The 16,135-nt window shown below is 74.2% G+C and carries 16 protein-coding genes; 10 read left to right on the forward strand and 6 right to left on the reverse strand.

Translation table 11 applies throughout. The features are described from left to right. Positions 1-80 precede the first annotated feature (80 nt). From AB0469_RS33535 to AB0469_RS33545, 3 genes are all read left to right on the forward strand, one after another. Positions 81-305 carry a hypothetical protein gene (locus AB0469_RS33535; protein ID WP_366455250.1) on the forward strand — a complete coding sequence of 75 codons (225 nt, stop codon included), beginning with the start codon at positions 81-83 and terminating at the stop codon, positions 303-305. 24 nt (positions 306-329) lie between these two features. Beyond that, positions 330-689, forward strand: a complete 360-nt coding sequence (locus AB0469_RS33540) for a helix-turn-helix domain-containing protein (RefSeq protein ID WP_366455252.1) — start codon at positions 330-332, stop codon at positions 687-689. A 63-nt stretch (positions 690-752) separates the two neighbouring features. After that, positions 753-1,184 carry an STAS domain-containing protein gene (locus tag AB0469_RS33545; RefSeq protein WP_366455253.1) on the forward strand — a complete coding sequence of 144 codons (432 nt, stop codon included), beginning with the start codon at positions 753-755 and terminating at the stop codon, positions 1,182-1,184. A gap of 25 nt (positions 1,185-1,209) precedes the next feature. Here AB0469_RS33545 and AB0469_RS33550 read toward each other — a convergent pair whose 3' ends face one another. Then, positions 1,210-2,196, reverse strand: coding sequence for an L-threonylcarbamoyladenylate synthase (locus AB0469_RS33550; RefSeq protein WP_366455254.1), 987 nt, complete (start codon positions 2,194-2,196; stop codon positions 1,210-1,212). A gap of 461 nt (positions 2,197-2,657) precedes the next feature. On the opposite strand from AB0469_RS33550, the gene AB0469_RS33555 reads away from it, so the two are divergent. Next, the gene (locus AB0469_RS33555; protein WP_366455256.1) at positions 2,658-3,941 is read left to right on the forward strand and encodes an alcohol dehydrogenase catalytic domain-containing protein; all 1,284 of its coding nucleotides are present in this window, start codon (positions 2,658-2,660) and stop codon (positions 3,939-3,941) included. Between the two features lie 102 nt (positions 3,942-4,043). Beyond that, positions 4,044-4,964, forward strand: a complete 921-nt coding sequence (locus tag AB0469_RS33560) for a DUF5829 family protein (protein ID WP_366455272.1) — start codon at positions 4,044-4,046, stop codon at positions 4,962-4,964. 76 nt (positions 4,965-5,040) lie between these two features. On the opposite strand, the gene AB0469_RS33565 is transcribed toward AB0469_RS33560, so the two are convergent. The 3 genes from AB0469_RS33565 to AB0469_RS33575 all read right to left on the reverse strand — a co-directional run bounded on the left by AB0469_RS33565 (position 5,041) and on the right by AB0469_RS33575 (position 7,533). Then, positions 5,041-5,331: a hypothetical protein gene (locus AB0469_RS33565; RefSeq protein WP_366455258.1), complete on the reverse strand. Its 291-nt coding sequence runs from the start codon at positions 5,329-5,331 to the stop codon at positions 5,041-5,043. A 16-nt stretch (positions 5,332-5,347) separates the two neighbouring features. After that, entirely contained in the window at positions 5,348-6,652 is a 1,305-nt protein-coding gene (locus AB0469_RS33570) for a ferredoxin reductase family protein (RefSeq protein WP_366455259.1), read from the reverse strand. 329 nt (positions 6,653-6,981) lie between these two features. Further along, positions 6,982-7,533, reverse strand: a complete 552-nt coding sequence (locus tag AB0469_RS33575; RefSeq protein WP_366455261.1) for a YceI family protein — start codon at positions 7,531-7,533, stop codon at positions 6,982-6,984. A 398-nt stretch (positions 7,534-7,931) separates the two neighbouring features. Here AB0469_RS33575 and AB0469_RS33580 point away from each other — a divergent pair, with 398 nt between their 5' ends. Next, positions 7,932-8,339 carry a PPOX class F420-dependent oxidoreductase gene (locus AB0469_RS33580; protein WP_366455262.1) on the forward strand — a complete coding sequence of 136 codons (408 nt, stop codon included), beginning with the start codon at positions 7,932-7,934 and terminating at the stop codon, positions 8,337-8,339. 125 nt (positions 8,340-8,464) lie between these two features. Here the strand turns inward: AB0469_RS33580 and cynR are convergent, their stop codons facing one another. Beyond that, positions 8,465-9,373 carry a transcriptional regulator CynR gene (gene cynR, locus AB0469_RS33585; protein WP_366455263.1) on the reverse strand — a complete coding sequence of 303 codons (909 nt, stop codon included), beginning with the start codon at positions 9,371-9,373 and terminating at the stop codon, positions 8,465-8,467. A 124-nt stretch (positions 9,374-9,497) separates the two neighbouring features. Here cynR and AB0469_RS33590 point away from each other — a divergent pair, with 124 nt between their 5' ends. Both AB0469_RS33590 and cynS read left to right on the forward strand, forming a co-directional pair. Further along, positions 9,498-10,085, forward strand: coding sequence for a carbonic anhydrase (locus AB0469_RS33590; protein ID WP_366455264.1), 588 nt, complete (start codon positions 9,498-9,500; stop codon positions 10,083-10,085). A gap of 132 nt (positions 10,086-10,217) precedes the next feature. Further along, positions 10,218-10,688, forward strand: coding sequence for a cyanase (gene cynS, locus AB0469_RS33595; RefSeq protein ID WP_366455265.1), 471 nt, complete (start codon positions 10,218-10,220; stop codon positions 10,686-10,688). A gap of 36 nt (positions 10,689-10,724) precedes the next feature. Here cynS and AB0469_RS33600 read toward each other — a convergent pair whose 3' ends face one another. Then, entirely contained in the window at positions 10,725-11,333 is a 609-nt protein-coding gene (locus tag AB0469_RS33600; RefSeq protein ID WP_366455266.1) for a GPP34 family phosphoprotein, read from the reverse strand. Positions 11,334-11,645: 312 nt separating this feature from the next. On the opposite strand from AB0469_RS33600, the gene AB0469_RS33605 reads away from it, so the two are divergent. Together AB0469_RS33605 and AB0469_RS33610 are read left to right on the forward strand one after the other, a co-directional pair. Continuing rightward, entirely contained in the window at positions 11,646-12,386 is a 741-nt protein-coding gene (locus AB0469_RS33605) for a methyltransferase domain-containing protein (protein WP_366455267.1), read from the forward strand. Between the two features lie 179 nt (positions 12,387-12,565). Further along, positions 12,566-15,955: a BTAD domain-containing putative transcriptional regulator gene (locus tag AB0469_RS33610; RefSeq protein WP_366455268.1), complete on the forward strand. Its 3,390-nt coding sequence runs from the start codon at positions 12,566-12,568 to the stop codon at positions 15,953-15,955. The last annotated feature ends 180 nt before the right edge of the window (positions 15,956-16,135 follow it).

Raw genomic sequence — 16,135 nt, forward strand, 5'->3', positions numbered from 1 at the left:
CTGCACCCGTACGACGCTACGCCGCGCGCCCGGCGAGCGCGAGCCGCCCGGGCGGCGCCGGGACCGGGTCGGCCGGGTGCGTGTGGGCGGGCCGGCGCAGGGCGCGCCACGACCGCGGCTTCCGCCACCTCGGCCCGGACGGGCGTCCGTTGGCGGAGCCGGCCCGCGAGCGGGTCCGTGCGCTCGCGATACCGCCCGCCCGGGAGGACGTCCGGATCTGCCCGGGGCGCACGGCCACGTCCACGTGGGCTTCGAGGGTCCGTCGGCCTCCGGAGGATTTCGTTTTCCGGTCTGGCGAAACCTGAACCGCAAATCGTATGATTTCGGACATGGAGTCGGCAGAGCCTCGGACCAGCTGGACGTTCGTCACGCAGCACGCCCGGATCCTGGCCATGGTCCTCCGCAATCCCGAGGTCCGGTTGCGGGACCTCGCCGAGAGCTGCCGGCTCACGGAACGGGCGGCCCAGGCCATCGTCGGTGACCTGGAGCACGCCGGATACCTGACCCGCGTCCGCCACGGCCGCCGCAACCACTACGAGGTCACGCCCGGGACCCTCTTCCGCCATCCGGCAGAGGGAAACCTGGAGATCGGCAACCTCCTGCGCCTGATCGCCCTCGGCCCTCCGGCCGGGGCGAAAGGCCCCGCTTCCCCGGACGACGACCACCGTGATCGCGGCCCGGGCGGCTGACCCGCCCACACCCCTGCCCGGCTTTCTTCCCCATGTCTCGGGGCTGTGAAGGGAGCAAGGCCCATGACCTCCCACCCCGACTGCCCGCCCCCCGCGGCGGCAGACCTCAGCAGCACCCTGCGCTCGTCCGTCGTCACCGTGGTCTTCGAACCCGGCCCGTACCGGGTACTGGCCCACGTGCGCGGCGAAATCGACATGGACGACGTCGACGGCCTGCACAAGGACCTCGCCGCGGGCCTGGCCGCCAGTCGCGACGGCCTCGACGTCGACCTGTCCGCCGTCAGCTTCTGCGACAGCTCGGGGCTGCACATCCTCCTGGACCTGCACCGGCTGGCTCAGGAAGGCGGGAAGTCCGTCGTACTGACCGCTCTCAGCAACCCCGTCGCCCGCCTGATGCGCATGACCGGGGCCGACGACGTCCTCACGGTCCACGGACGGCCGACGCCCGGGGCGGCTGCGGCCGACGGCGGCCCGGCGCGGCGCGACCGCGAATGACCGGGCGTCCGGCCGGCCGGCACGGTCAGACGGTGGAACGGGGCCCCGCGGCGCGGCGGAGGCGGTTGGCGATCGCCAGTCCGAGCCCCTCCTGCGGCGGCAGGGACGCGACGATGAGGTCACAGCCCTGCTGGTCGAGCTCGCGCAGGTATCCGTAGAGCCCGCGCGCGTAGGCGGCCAGGGAGACGGGGAGGGCGACCACGGCGTGCGCCTTCACCGGGTCGCCGGCGAAGGACGGCGGGAGGAAGACGCCCACCCGGTGCCCCTGCTCCTGCGCCGCCGCCGATTCGGCGACGACCTCCTCCGGCTCGACGAGGACGACGCGCGCACGCGGCGCGTAGTGGGACGGGTGCTGGCCGGGCACCCGGACGCCGCTGGTGGAGGGGACCGCGAGCGGGTGTCCCAGCACGGCTTCGAGGTCCTCGCGGGTCACCCCGCCGGGGCGCAGGATCGTCGGGGTGTCCGCGGTGGCGTCGACGATGGTGGACTCGACGCCGACCTCGCAGGGGCCGCCGTCCAGCACGAAGTCGACGGCCTCGCCGAGCTCGGCGAGGACGTCGTCCGCGGTGGTCGGGCTGACGGAGCCGAAGCGGTTCGCGGACGGGGCCGTGACCCCGCCGCCGAAGGCGCGGAGCAGTTCGATCGCGACGGGGTGGTCGGGCACGCGCACGGCGACCGTCTCGAGGCCCCCGGTCGCTTCCAGCGGCACGCGCGGCCCCCGCCGCAGGACGAGCGTGAGGGGCCCCGGCCAGAAGTGATCGGCCAGCAGGCGGGCTGCCGGGGGCACCTCCTCCACCCATGCGTCCAGGTGCTCCGCGGAGGCGAGGTGGACGATCAGCGGGTGGGAGGGCGGGCGCCCCTTGGCCTGGAAGATGCGCGAGACGGCTACGGGGTCCTCGGCGTTGGCGGCCAGTCCGTAGACGGTCTCCGTCGGGAGGGCCACGAGGCCGCCTGCACGCAGCACGTCGGCTGCCTTCGCGATGTCAGTAGATGTTGCCGTCACCCTCACCATCCTAGGGGCGGATGCCAGGGCCGCTGCGCGCCGGCCGTCCGGTCACGTCCCCGCCCCGGGGAGCCACGGCCGTCAACCCCTGGGGCCTGCCCACCCGTCCGAGTGGGTGTCGGCAGCCTCGGGCCGGGCACGAGCGGCGCATGACCTTCCTTCTGCTCTTCCTGCTCCCCGTCGGAGCCGCACTCGTCCTCCTAGCAACTGGTGAGCACCACGGCGGCCGACACCGTGCCGACCGCTGACCGGGCACCGGCCCCCACCCGTCGCGCATCCCGCCGCAGGCGTTTCCGTCCGGGCCCTCCGGGCAGGCGCCGTCCAGCCAGGGGTCCGGGGCACCGGGGCCGCGGGCGTGAAGCCGGAGCACCCTTCAGGCCCGACCGCGGCACCGGTCCGCCGAACGCCCGTCCGTCGAGCGCCGGCGCCGCGCGCCACCGCGCGCCGTGTCGGCAGGGTAAGGAACGATCATGAAAGCGGCAGTGTACGAAGGGCCCCGCACGGTGGCGGTCAAGGACGTCCCCGATGCGCGCATCGAGCACCCCTGCGACATCCTCGTGCAGATCACGACCACCAACATCTGCGGGTCCGACCTGCACATGTACGAGGGCAGGACCTCCTTCGAGACCGGACGGGCCATGGGGCACGAGAACCTCGGCCGGGTCGTCGAGGTCGGGAAGGCCGTCACCAAGGTCCGGGTGGGCGACTGGGTGGTCATGCCGTTCAACATCGCCTGCGGCTTCTGCAAGCAGTGCGAGCAGGGCCTGACCAACTACTGCCTGACCATGCAGCCCGAGGCCGACATGGCCGGCGCCGCCTACGGCTTCGCGGAGATGGGCCCCTACCAGGGCGGCCAGGCCGAGCTGCTGCGCGTACCGTACGGCGACTTCAACGCCCTGCGCCTGGGCGAGGACGCCGCCGAGCGCCAGCTCGACTACGTGATGCTGGCGGACATCTTCCCCACCGGGTACCACGCCACCGAGATGGCGGGCGTGAAGCCCGGGGACCAGACGCTCGTGTACGGGGCCGGGCCGGTCGGCCTGATGGCCGCGTACTCCGCGATCCTCAGGGGCGCCGGGCGGGTGTGGGTCGCCGACCACCAGGCCGACCGGCTGCGCCTGGCCGAGCAGATCGGCGCCGTCGCGATCAACACCGCCGAGCAGGATCCGGGCCGGGTCGTCAAGGAGGCCACCTTGGGGCTGGGCGCCGACAACGGCTGCGAATGCGTCGGCTACCAGGCCCACGACCCCCAGGGCCAGGAGGACGCCGGCCTGACCATGAACGGCCTGATCGACGCCGTCCGCGTCACCGGCGGCCTGGGAGTCGTCGGTGTCTTCATCCCCGAGGACCCCGGGGCTGCCGAGACGCAGGGACGGCTCGCAGCCGAGGGCAAGGTCCCGATCGACTTCGGCATGCTCTGGTTCAAGGGCCAGCGGATGGGCACCGGCCAGGCCCCGGTCAAGCGCTACAACCGGGCCCTGCGCGACCTCATCGCCGGCGGGAGGGCCGAGCCGGGCTTCCTCGTCTCCCACGAGCTCGGCCTCGACGAGGCTCCGGACGCCTACGAACACTTCGACAACCGCGACGACGGATGGACCAAGGTCGTCCTGCACCCCGACGGCCACGGCGCAGGGCAGGCGCGCGGCCGTTCGCGCGCGACGCTGGAGGACCTGCGGCACGAGGCCTCCGAGCGCGGCATAGAAGGACGCTCCCGGATGAACAGGCAGCAGCTCGAGAAGGCCCTGGCCCGCTGACGCACCCGGCGTGAGCCGGACCACCGCCCGCTGCGTAATCGGCGGCGGCCGGGCCGCGCACCGCCTACGATCCCCCGCATGTCTCTTCGTCGCATGGTGAACATGCTGCTGGTCCTCGCCGTCACCCTCGCCGGGATGACCGGCGGCGCCGCGGGCGTCGCATCGGCCCGAGAGGGGGACGGCCCGCCGACCGGCCGTCAACTGCTGTTCTACAACCACGCCTACGGCGTGCTCGACCGGGAGACCGCGGATGCCATCGAGCACTCCGCGTACCTGAGGGACTTCGCCGACTTCCAGGTCCGCACCACCACGGGCTCGGGCGGCGAGACCTGGACCGGCCGGTACCTGATGGGCCGCGAGACGTACCTGGAGCTGTTCGGTGTCGGCGACGTGCCCGGGCCGGACGGGACGCTCGGCGCCGGCGGGATGGGGCTGTCGGCCGAGCGGTCCGGCGACCTCGCCACGGTCATCGGCCGCCTGCGCGACCAGGGCGTGCCGAACCCGGTCACCTTCCGCCAGACCCGCGACTTCGGCGACGGGGTTCCGGTGCCGTGGTTCGACGCCGTCTTCACCGATGGCCAGTACGACGGGTTCGGCGCGTGGGGCATGGAGTACCTGCCGGAGTACTTCGCCGACCCGCGCGGCAACACCGAGCCGGCCGCGTACCCGGGTGACGTCGGCCGGGAGCGCTATCTGTCCGACGGCTACCGCGAGCACCTGATGCGGGACGTGACCTCGGTCCGCCTCGGGGTCACGGCGCACGACCTGGCCGACACGCTGCCGCTGCTCAGGGCCGGCGGCTTCACCGTGCGGGAGCTCCCCGCGGGCGCCGGAGCGGTGGCCCAGGGCGGCGGTACCACCATCCGCCTGGAGACGGTCCCGCGCGAGCGCGCCGGGCTGCGCCAGGTGGAGATGTCCCTCAACCGGCCGGTACCGCACCGCCACGAGGAGCGCATCGGCCGCTCGACCCTGGTCGTCGGCCCGGGCGACCGCGCCGTGTGGACCTTCGACGCCGCCCGGTAGGGCACGGGCCGCCCCCGGCTGCGGCGCTCCCCGCCGGACCCGCAGCGGTGGCGCGGCCGGCGAGCGGCGCGGGCCGTCAGCGGGCGGACGGGGCGTGCGGCCGTCCGCCCGGGGCCGGTGCGGCCGGCTGAACGGTCAGCGTGATGCCCGTCGCGGCCAGCACGCTGGCCAGGGCGAGGCCGACGGCGAGCCGGCCGGAGCGCGAGGGCCTGCGGTGCCGGGCGTCCGTCCGGCGGCCCTTCGCCGGCGCCCCGGCGGAGAGGGTGGCGCCGGGCCCGGGAACGGGTTCCCGGGCGGTGAGGTGGGGGTGGGGATCGGCCGCCCGTCCCGTCCACGGTCCCGCCGGAGGGTGCGTCGGCTGGTTCATCTCGAGATCAGGGTCCTCAGTAGGTGAAGCACTCGGAATGGATCCGCCCGGAGGGGACGCCGGCCCGGATCAGCGCCGCGGTCGTGGCATCGGCCATTCCGGGCGGCCCGCAGAGATAGACGTCGTGGTCGGACAGGTCGGGCACGAGCGAGCGCAGTGCCTGCGGAGCGAGCGGATCGTAGGCGTCGTCGGAACGTCCCACCAGGTAGTGCAGGGCGGCCCGGCGCTCGGCCGCGATGGCCTCCAGCTCGTCCCGCAGGACCAGCTGGCCGGCGTCGCCCGCCCGGTAGAGCAGCGTGAGGTCGCCGGGGCCGGCGGGCAGGGCCTCGAAGAGCGCGCGCATGGGCGTGATACCGATGCCCCCGGCGATCAGCAGGACCTTCGGGCGGGTGCGCCGCCGCCGGGTCAGCGCGCCGAACGGTCCGGTCGCCAGCACCCGGGTGCCGGGGCGCAGCCTCCGGACCCGGCGGGAATGCGCGCCGAGCGCCTTCACCGTGATGCGGAGGCGGTCGTCTTGGGCGGGCGCGGACAGCGAGAACGGCAGGGCGGTGTGCCACAGGCCGCGCCGCATGAAGCGCCAGCGGAAGAACTGGCCCGGCTCGGCCTGGAGCTCGCGGAGCCGGCCGCCCTGGATGGTCACGGAGACCACGTCGGGGCCTTCGCGTTCGACGGTGGCGACGCGCAGCCCGTGCCGCAGTGCCTGGCGGACCGGGACGAACCCCCGGTACCAGACGAGCAGGACGCCGACGGCGGTGTGCAGCAGGGCCCAGAACCAGGTGGTGAGGGAGGTGGTGCCGACGTCGGGGCCGGCGAGCTGGTGGACGAAGCCGAGGGCGGCGGCGGCGTAGGCGAGCAGGTGGATGCCGCGCCAGGCCTCGTGCGGGATCCGGCGGCGTACGGCCCTGGCGGAGACCAGGCCCACGCAGGCCAGCAGTGCGGCTCCGGCGTAGGCGGCGGCCACGGCCGGGTACCGCAGGAGGTCCCCGTTGGCCGTGAGCAGGTCGGTCCCGCTGCGCAGGGCGTACACGAGGAGGGCTAGGAGCCCGTGGGCCGCGCACAGGAGCAGCACCCACCGGCCGCCGAAGGCGTGCCAGCGGGCGAGGCGGTCGGCGCCGATGCCGTGCTCGACCGCGGGGACGCGTGCCATGAGGAAGAGCATGACCAGGATGCCGTAGCCGGCGAGGAGGCCGGCGAGGTGCGCGCCGGCCCCGATGAGGTCATCGGGGCGGGCGGACGGCTGCAGCCGGGCGGCCCACAACAGGAGGACGAGTGCCGCTCCGGCGGCCAGACCGGCGCGCAGCCGTTGGGGCGCGGTCTTCATAGGCGCACGTCCCTTCCACTGGGTGATCGGCATGGTTCCCCGTCTCGGCCGCGGAGCGGTGCCCACAGGCCGGGGGAGGCGATAGCAGTGGCAACTATGTGCAAATTCGCTCGCGCCGGGCAATGACGATCTACGCGGAATGACTTCCGTCACGCAGAGGAATTCGGGGAGAATGTCCAGTTCTGGGGAATTGCGACATGCCCCAGCGATCCCACTCGCGCCCCGCCCTCGCGCATTCGACTTCGCATTCATGCAGGACAGGCATGCGGGAGCCTGCCGCCTACCACGCACTCCGGGGCGGCCTTGGCGAACTCTTTACGTTCCCGCTGCTAGCCCTGCTTGATCGCGGAGATGTCGAACTCCAGGACGACCTTGTCGCCGACCAGGACGCCGCCGCCTTCCAGGGCCGCGTTCCAGGTGATGCCGAAGTCCTTCCGGGAGATGGTCACCGAGCCTTCCAGGCCGACGCGCAGGTTGCCGTAGGGATCGACGGCGTTGCCGGTGTACTCGAAGTCGATGGTGACCGGCTTGGTGGTGTCCTTGATGGTGAGGTCGCCGGTGACCCGGTAGTCGGTGTCGGACTTCGGCTCGATCTTGCTGGTGCGGAAGGTGATGTCGGGGAAGCCGGGGGCGTCGAGGAAGTCGTTGGTGCGCAGGTGCTGGTCGCGCTGTTCCACACCGGTGTCGATGCTCTCGGCCCGGATGACCACCTGGCCGGTGGACTTGGCCGGGTCGGCGCCGTCCAGGTGGGCGGAGCCTTCGAACCGGTGGAAGGCACCGCGGACCTTGGTCACCATGGCGTGCCGGGCGACGAACCCGATCCGGGTGTGGGCGGGGTCGAGTACGTAGTCGCCGGTGAGCTCGACGAGGGAGACGGTCAAGGTTCCTCCGTAGGACCGGGATGCCGGCAGCGGCCTGCCGGGATCGTTCCCGGACCACGCTAGAGAACGGGTGGTCCCCGGCACCGCCGCACGCGCGCGGGCGCCGTGGATTGCACCCTCACCGGTGACCCCGGGCCGACGCCTTGCCGCCGCCGCCCCACTCGCGGCCCACGCGCGGCCCACCGCAGGCGTCAGACCGATCGGGTGAACCCGCCCACGACCTCCGACCGGTGGCCGGGGGTCCCCGTCCGGCCGCCCCCGGCGCAATCCGGCAGCCCGGGGCCGCTCCGGGCGGGGCGCGGGCGGCGGTTCACGGTTTGCCTGGAGTCCGGCGGCCTTCGCAAGCTGTTCTCGTCGCTCACCCCGAGGGCGGCGCCCTCCCAGGAAAGGAACCGACCGTGACGGCTGCGCTCTCCGAGGACCTGAAGAAGATCGTCGACGACACCCCGGTCTTCGCCTCCGTCGCCACGATCCAGCCCGACGGCAGCCCCCAGGTGTCCGTCACCTGGCTCGCCCGCGACGGCGACGACCTGCTCGTCTCCACCACCGTCGGACGCCGCAAGGAGAAGAACCTGCGCCGCGACCCGCGCGTGACCGTGCTGATCAACCCGCACAACGCCCCGTACACCTACGCAGAGATCCGCGGCACGGCGGAGCTCTCGACCGAGGGCGGACAGGAGCTGATCGACCAGCTCTCCCGCAAGTACACCGGCAAGGACTACGCCGACTTCAACCCCGCGGCCGCCGACGACAACACGCGCGTGGTCGTCCGCATCACCCCGCGCAAGGTCGTGGGCTCCCTCTGAGGTCCCCTTCCCGGTCCTGGCCCGCGGCCGGGGAGCGGTGTCCGCGCGAGAGCGTCCGACCGATGCGGGTCGGACGGTGGACGGCGCGGTGCGGTGGCCGTGCCGCCCGCCGCGCCGGTCCGTCGCTACGGGGCGGGCGCGGGGCCGTAGGTGCGGACGTGGTCGTGGGTGAGCCCGGTGAAGGCGCGCGCGGCGGCGCTGCGGTAGGCGCCCTCGCGGTGCAGGAGGACGACGGTGCGGGTCGGGAGGGGAGGGTCGAGGGGGACGGGGCTGAGGTGGGGGTGGCCGTCGGCGATGGCCTCGGGCAGGACGGTGGCCAGGCCGGTGCGGCGGACGATCTCGGTGAGGGCCTGGATGGAGTTGGCCTCGACCGTGATGCGCGGCCGGGCCCCGTGCCGGGCGAAGTAGGCCTCGATGTGGCCGCGGGTGGCGAAGCCGCCGGTGAACAGGGCGAGTCGTTCGTCCTCGAGGGCGTGGACCGGCAGGGGCGTGGGCATCGTCCGGGCCCGCGGGGTGGCGGTGACGAGGGTGAGGGTCTCGGTGAACAGCTCGGTGGCGGTGATGCCGGGCGGGTGGGTGCCGGCGAAGGCGATGCCGAGGTCGAGTTCGTCGGCGAGCAGGGCGGCTTCGATGCGGTCCTGGGTCAGCTCCGCCAGGGTGAGGCCGACGCCGGGATGCCGGGCGTGGAGCTCGGCGGCGAGCGGGCCGACCAGGTAGGCCGTGAAGGTCGGGGTGACGCCCAGGCGCAGGTGCCCCCGGGAAAGGTCCTGGAGGTCGTGGACGGCCCGTTCGGCGGCGGCCAGGTCGCGCAGCGCGCGCCGGGCGTGGTCGACGTAGACGGCTCCGGCGTCGGTGAGCCGCACGCTACGGCCGGTGCGGTCCAGCAGCTGCACGTCCAGGGCCCGCTCCAGCTGCTTGATCTGCTGGGAGAGCGTGGGCTGCGAGATGTGCAGGTCCTCGGCGGCGCGGGTGAAGTTGCCGTGTTCGGCCACGGCGAGGAGATAGCGCAGGTGACGCAGTTCGAGAGGGGCCATGACAGAACTATAGATGTGAACTATTGGTTCCAGGCCCAGCAGCTCTTGGACACTATAGACGCAGGTCATGCATGGTGGATTTCAGCGGCCCACAGGGGCCGACCACCACTCGGAGGGAGTGACCGTGCAGGACCTAGCCGAGGGCGTCGCCCGTTTCCAGCGGGACGTCTTCCCGGCCAAGGCGGAGCTCTTCGCGCACCTGGCCACGCACCACACACCGCGCACCCTGTTCATCGGCTGTTCCGATGCCCGTGTCGTGCCGGAGCTGATCACCGGCGCCGAGCCGGGTGACCTCTTCGTCGTCCGCACCGCCGGCAACCTGGCGCCCGCCTACGGCCCCGCGGCCGACGGGGTGGCGGCGAGCATCGAGTACGCCGTCGCCTCTCTGGGCGTGGAGGAGATCGTGGTCTGCGGCCACTCCGGGTGCGGTGCGATGACCGCCCTCGCCGAGGGCCACGACCTGAGCGGGGCACCGGCGGTCGCCGGCTGGCTGCGGCACGCGGGCCCCTCCCGTGCCCGCGCCACCGCCCCCGGTGACGTGCCCGCCCTGGTGCGGCAGAACGTGCTCGCCCAACTGGCGAACCTGGCCACCCACCCCTCGGTCTCCCGCGCCCTGGCGGAAGGGGCGCTCGCCCTGCACGGGTGGGTCTACGACATCCCCACCGGCCGCGTCGAGGACCTGACCGCGGCCGACCGCGCGCTCGTCGCCTGATCCTCCGGGCTCCGCGCTCCCGCCCACGACGGCCCGCCGGGAACTCAGGTGCCGGCCCGCCCTCCCCCATCCGTTCCGCTGCCACCCCACCGCTGCCCGTCGGGTGGCTCATCAGAAAAGGACGCATTGACCATGCTGCACGCCCAGTTCGACCCGACCGCCCGTCAGGCCCTGGCGGTCACCGCCGTGGAGGCCAAGACCCGTAGGGACCTCTCCTGGCAGCAGATCGCCGACGCCTCGGGGCTGTCGGTGGCCTTCACCACCGCCGCCGTCCTCGGGCAGCACCCGCTGCCCGAGGAGGCCGCCCGGGCCGTGGCCGGGCTGCTGGGCCTGGACGAGGACGCGGCGCTGCTGCTCCAGACCGTCCCGGTCCGCGGTTCGATGCCCGACCGGGTCCCGACCGATCCGACGATGTACCGCTTCTACGAGATGCTCCAGGTCTACGGCACGACCCTCAAGGCCCTGGTCCACGAGCAGTTCGGCGACGGCATCATCTCCGCGATCAACTTCAGGCTCGACGTGAAGAAGGTCGCCGACCCCGAGGGCGGCGAGCGGGCCGTCATCACCCTGGACGGCAAGTACCTCCCCACCAAGCCGTTCTGATCCCGTGCGGAAGGCGTGGGGGCGGCGCCGGACGGGTCAGGCGCGCCAGACGTTGGCGAAGGCCGCCTTCTCGATGGACCGCCTCTGACGCACGGCCTCCAGTTCCATCACCGCGTCGTGGACGACGGCCAGGACGGTGGTGACCGCCTCGTCCCCGGGGGCGGCCTCGGGGAGGGTTGCCGGCCGGGGGTCGTCGAGGCCCACGGCCGTGGCGAGGACGGCGAGCACGGGTTCGGCGCGTTCGCGCCGGTCGAGGGCGCGCCGCCGCTCGGGGGTGTCGGCCGGTTCGACGCGGTCGGCCCCGAACGGCGAGCGGCCGCCGCGCGTACGGACGAGCTGCCCCTCCGCCTCCAGGGCGGTCAGGTAGGTGGCGGCGAGGTCCCGGCCCCGCCGCCACAGCCAGTCCTCGACCCGCTCGTAGGGCGTGTGACGGGTGAGGACCGACGCCGCCTCGGCCAGCAGGGGGTCGGTGGGCGTCGCGGTCCCGCCCGGGACGATGCGGTCGCCGTCCAGGGTGACGAGCCCCGCCTCGATCAGGTCGATCAGCTCCGCTCCCGCGAGGGCGAGCGAGAGATCGCCCTGCCCCACGGGCCGCTCCGCCTTCGGGTCCGTCGTGATGACGAACAGGTCCTTCGCGGTGCTCATGTACGGCTCCCCTCTCAGACACCGCCGATGGTAGGCCCAACCGGCCGCCCGGGGCGAGGAGCCCGGCCCTCGGCGGGTCCCGCCGGTGTGCTGCGCCCTTCCGGGGCCGTGGGGCGGCCGTCCGGCGCGGCCGTGTCGGGCGGCTGACCGGAGGGCGCACCATGACGCCTGTTGGATTCATCTCGCCGAAACCTGCGGGAGGTTCGTAGTTTCCGCCAGTTCGAAGTCATGTGGACGACACACGAGACTCTCCACCGAGGGCCGCGGCTCGTCCTGAGAGCCGACGCCACAAATCGAGGGGGAACCACCACGATGAGTGGGCAGTTGTACGACGGCATCGGTGAGGCTTTCGAAGGCTTCAAGACCCTGCCCGTCATTCGCTACGCCGAGGTACCGAGCTTCCTCGCCCTGGTCGGCGACGTCACGGGAAAGTCCGTGCTCGACGTCGCCTGCGGTACCGGCTTCTACAGCCGTGAACTCAAGCGCCGCGGCGCGTCGCGCGTGCTCGGCTTCGACATCTCCGGCGCCATGGTCGACACGGCCGACGCCCTCGAACGGGCCGAGCCGCTGGGCGTCGCGTACGAGGTCGCCGACACGGCCACCCTGCGCGCGTTCGACGAGCCGTTCGACGTCGCCATCGCCGTGCAGGCGTTCAACTACGCGAGCGACGTCGCCGAGATCGAGCGGATGATGCGCAACATCCGGCGCAGCCTCGTGGCCGGCGGATCGTTCTTCCTGTTCGTCCAGAGCCCGGCCTTCGACTTCGGCGGCCCGTCGCTCGCGAAGTACGGGTTCCTGTGCGAGTCCACCGGCAAGGACAACGAGATCGGCGCGGGCATCCGGCTCACCGCCCTGCTCGACCCGCCGGTCTCGTTCGAGGCCACCGTGCCGTCCAGGGAAACCTACGAGCAGACGCTGACGGCGGCCGGCTTCACCGGCATCGAGTGGGTCCCGCTGCACGTCTCGGAGGCCGGAGTGGCGGAGTTCGGCCGGGAGTTCTGGGCGGACCACGACGCGAACCCTCCGCTCACCATGATCCGCTGCACCGCCTGACCGCCCGCCCGGGGCAGCAGGAAGGCCCCCGGCCGAGCGGATGAGGAACGCGGTGCGTTCCGGGGGGCGACGGCGGGTGCGTCGCCCCCCGGGAGGCCCGACGGGCGCACGGCCGGTGTCCCCGTCCACGACGTGCGCGGTCCCCGGACCCGACCGGATCCGCCTACGATGTACCCGTCATGATCACTTTGAAGGTGCTCGGCCCGTTCCGCGTGGAACGCGACGGCCGCACGGTCGATGCGGGCGGCCGGCTCCCCCGCATGGTGCTGGCCCAACTCCTGCTCGCCCGCGGGGCGGTCGTGCCCACGGAGCGGATCATCGAGCGGCTGTGGCCGGCCCGCGTCCCCTCCAGCGCCCAGACCTCGCTGCACGCCTACATCGCGCGCCTGCGGCGCGCCCTCGAACCGGACCGCGCGCCGCGCACGCCTGCCCGGCTCCTGGTCAGCGCGCCCTACGGCTACGCCCTGGCCGTGGAACCCGACGCGGTCGACGCCTGGGTGTTCGAGGACCGCGTGGCGGCCTGCTCCGTGCCGGGCCTGCCCGCCCGGGTCGCCGCCGAGGAGCTGGCCGGGGCCCTCGCGACCTGGGGCGGCCGGCCGTACGCGGAGTTCTCGGACGAGCCGTGGACCGCCGGCGAGCGCACCCGCCTGGAGGAGGTCCGCCGGACCGCCCGCGAACGGCTCGCCGCGGCCCGGCTGGGCTGCGGGCAGGCGGCCCGGGCCCTCGACGACGCCGGTGCGCTGACCCGGGAGCAGCCGCTGCACGAGGAGGGCTGGCGGCTGCTGGCCCTCGCACTGTGGGCCCGCGACCGCCAGGGGGACGCCCTGGCCTCGCTGCGGGAGGCCCGGCAGGTCCTGGGCGAGGAGCTCGGCGTCGAACCCGGTCCCGCCCTGCTGGAACTGGAACAGGCCCTGCTCCACCAGCGCCTGGACGTGCTCCACCGCGCCACCGGAACGCCCGCCCCGGTCACGGTGGCGACCGCCGCACCGGGCGAGGGGGCGCAGGGGACCTCCGGTACGGACGGCCGCCCCGGGCCGCCGACGGTCCTCGCCGCCGGCCGGCTCCTGGGCCGTGACGGCGAACTGGCCGCGCTGGCCAGCGCCGCCGACCGGGCCCGGGGAGGGCGCGCGCAGGTCGTCCTGATCTCCGGTGAGCCGGGCATCGGCAAGTCGAGCCTCCTGGAAGCCGTCGTACGCCAACTCCCGCCGCAGGGGTGGCTGGTGGGGTCCGGGCACTGCCCGGAGACCGACGGCGCCCCGCCCGGCCTGGCCTGGTTCGACATGCTGCCGGGCCTGGCGGAGGCCGCCCCGCCCGGCCCGTACGCCGACGAGCTCGCCCCGCTCCTGACGCCGGGCGCGGCGAGCGCCTCCGGGCAGCCGGAGGGGAGCCCGGCCGGGCGGTTCCGCCTGCACCGGGCGCTGCTCGGCTGGCTGCGGGAGGCAGCGCGGCGGCGACCGCTGGCCGTCGTGCTGGACGACCTGCACCGCGGCGACCCGGAGAGCGTCGAGCTGTTCCTGCTCTGCGCCGAGCGGCTGCGCGACGTTCCGCTGCTCCTGGTGGGCTCGTACCGCACCGGTGAGGGCGATCTCACCGGTGCGCTGGCACGGCTGGCCGCCTGCCCGCCCGTACGGCTGTCGCTCGGCGGGCTGTCGGCGGCGCAGGCCGAGGAACTGCTGCGGCGCGGCGCGGCCGGTATGAGCGACCATGCGGCGGCGGCCCTGGCGGAGCGGGCCGGGGGCAATCCCTTCCACCTGCGGGAGAGTTCGCTGCTGCTGGCCGGGGAGGGCGAGGAGCAGGCGCTCGCCCGCGTCCCGCAGGGGGTGCAGGAGGTTCTGCGGCGGCGGCTGGCGCTGCTCGCGCCGACCGTCACGGCCGGGCTGCGGCTGGCGGCCGTCGCCGGACGCGAGTCCCCCGTGGCCCTCCTCCTCCGCGCCGCGGACAGCGATGCCGAGCAGCTCCTGGACGCCCTGGACGCCGGCGTCACCGCCGGGCTGCTCACCGAGCCGCGTCCGGGCACGGTCCGTTTCACCCACGCCCTCGTACGGGACGCCCTGGAGGGTGACCTCACACGCCTGCGGCTGGCCCGGATGCACTCCCGTCTGGGCAGGGCGCTGATCGCCCTCGGCTCGGACGACGTCGCCGCCACCGCCCACCACCTGCTGCGGGCGGCCGCCGTGGTGAGCGCCGACGCGGGTCCGGCGGTCCGCCACGCCCGCCTGGCCTGCGAGCAGGCGGTGCGCCGCTACGCCCCGCAGAACGCCGAGGCGCTGCTGGACGCGGCCCTCGCCCTGCTGGGCGACCACCCGGCCGCCTTCGCCGATCAGGACACCGCCCTGCTACGGGTGATGCTGCTGGGGCAGCTGGTGGACTGCCGGATCCGGATGGGGGCCGTGGTGCCGGCGCGCGAGGCCCAGGAGCGGGCCGTACGGGTGGCCCGTGCGGAGGGCCGTCCCGATCTGCTGACCGCCGCGTACACGACCTGGACCGAGCCGACGCCCTGGCGGGTGCGCCCGTACGCGGCGTCGGACCCGCAGGCCGTCGCGGAACTGGAGGAACTGCTCGCGGACCCTGGGCTGAGCGACGACCGGCGCTGCCTGCTCCTCGACCAGTTGGCCGACGCCCTCGACGACACCGATCCCCGCGCCGTGGCCGCGGCCCGGCAGGCCGTGGGCCTCGCCCGCACCCTCGGGGAGCCCCGGCTGCGGGGCCTGACCCTCACCTCGCTGCTGCGCAAGGTCGACGTCGAACTCGACCCCGCCGCCTACCTGGAGCTGCACCGGGAACTCGCCGGGGTGGCCGCGGCCCAGGACAGCCCCGAGTACTCCTGGATGAGCGCCTACATCGCCGCCCGGATCGCCGCCGCCCGCAACGACCCGGCGGAGATGGAGCGCTGCCTCGTCCGGGCGGACGGGATCGCCCGTACGTACGGCCTGCAGGGCGCGCTGGCGGTGGCCCGGCTGCGCCATCCCCTGGTCGCCATGGCCCGGGGACGCTTCGAGGAGGCGGAACGGGCCCTGGGGGCGGCGGTGGCCGAGCTGCGGGACCGCGGGGCGGTGGACCTCAGCGGTCTGGCCGCGCTGGGCGTCGGGTGCATGCGGCTGCAGCAGGGCCGGCTGGCCGAGATGCTGCCCGTACTGCTCGCGGTGTGGGAGCAGTACGGGCCGCACAACGAGTCCCTCACCGCGCTCGCGCTGCTGGCCGCCGGCCGTCCCGAAGAGGCCCGCGAGGTCTTCGGGCAGCGCGTGCCGCTGCGGCGCGACTTCGCCCACCCCGTCCTGGCCGGGCTGCGCGGGACGGCCGCCGTCGCCTTCGGCGACCGGGAGGCGGCCGCGGAGGTGTACGAGGAGCTGCTGCCGCTGCAGGGGCTGGCGGGCGGTGCGAGCAGCCTCAGCCTCGTCTTCCGGCCGGTCGCCCAGACCCTGGGCGACCTGGCCCGGTTCCTGGACCGCCCCGACCGGGCCCGGCACCACTACCGCGAAGCCGCCCGGGTGGCGGCCGCGTGGGACTCCCCCCTGTGGACGGAGGCCGCCCGGACCGGGCTGGCCGCCCTCCCGCCGGAGCCCGCGTAGGGGCGCCCGCGGGAGGGCGCAGACGGCACCCGGCACGCACTCCCACCGGACACCGCGGGCACCGCGCACAACGTGCACGACAGGCCCTAGGTGTTCTGTCCAGGGAGGTTGTGGACGGGTGATGCAGGTCTCGGTTGAGGGATCTTGAAATGGGTGAGGGCCTTCTGGCCTGGTGTGGAT

The organism is Streptomyces sp. NPDC093801, from assembly GCF_040701585.1.
GTDB lineage: Bacteria > Actinomycetota > Actinomycetes > Streptomycetales > Streptomycetaceae > Streptomyces.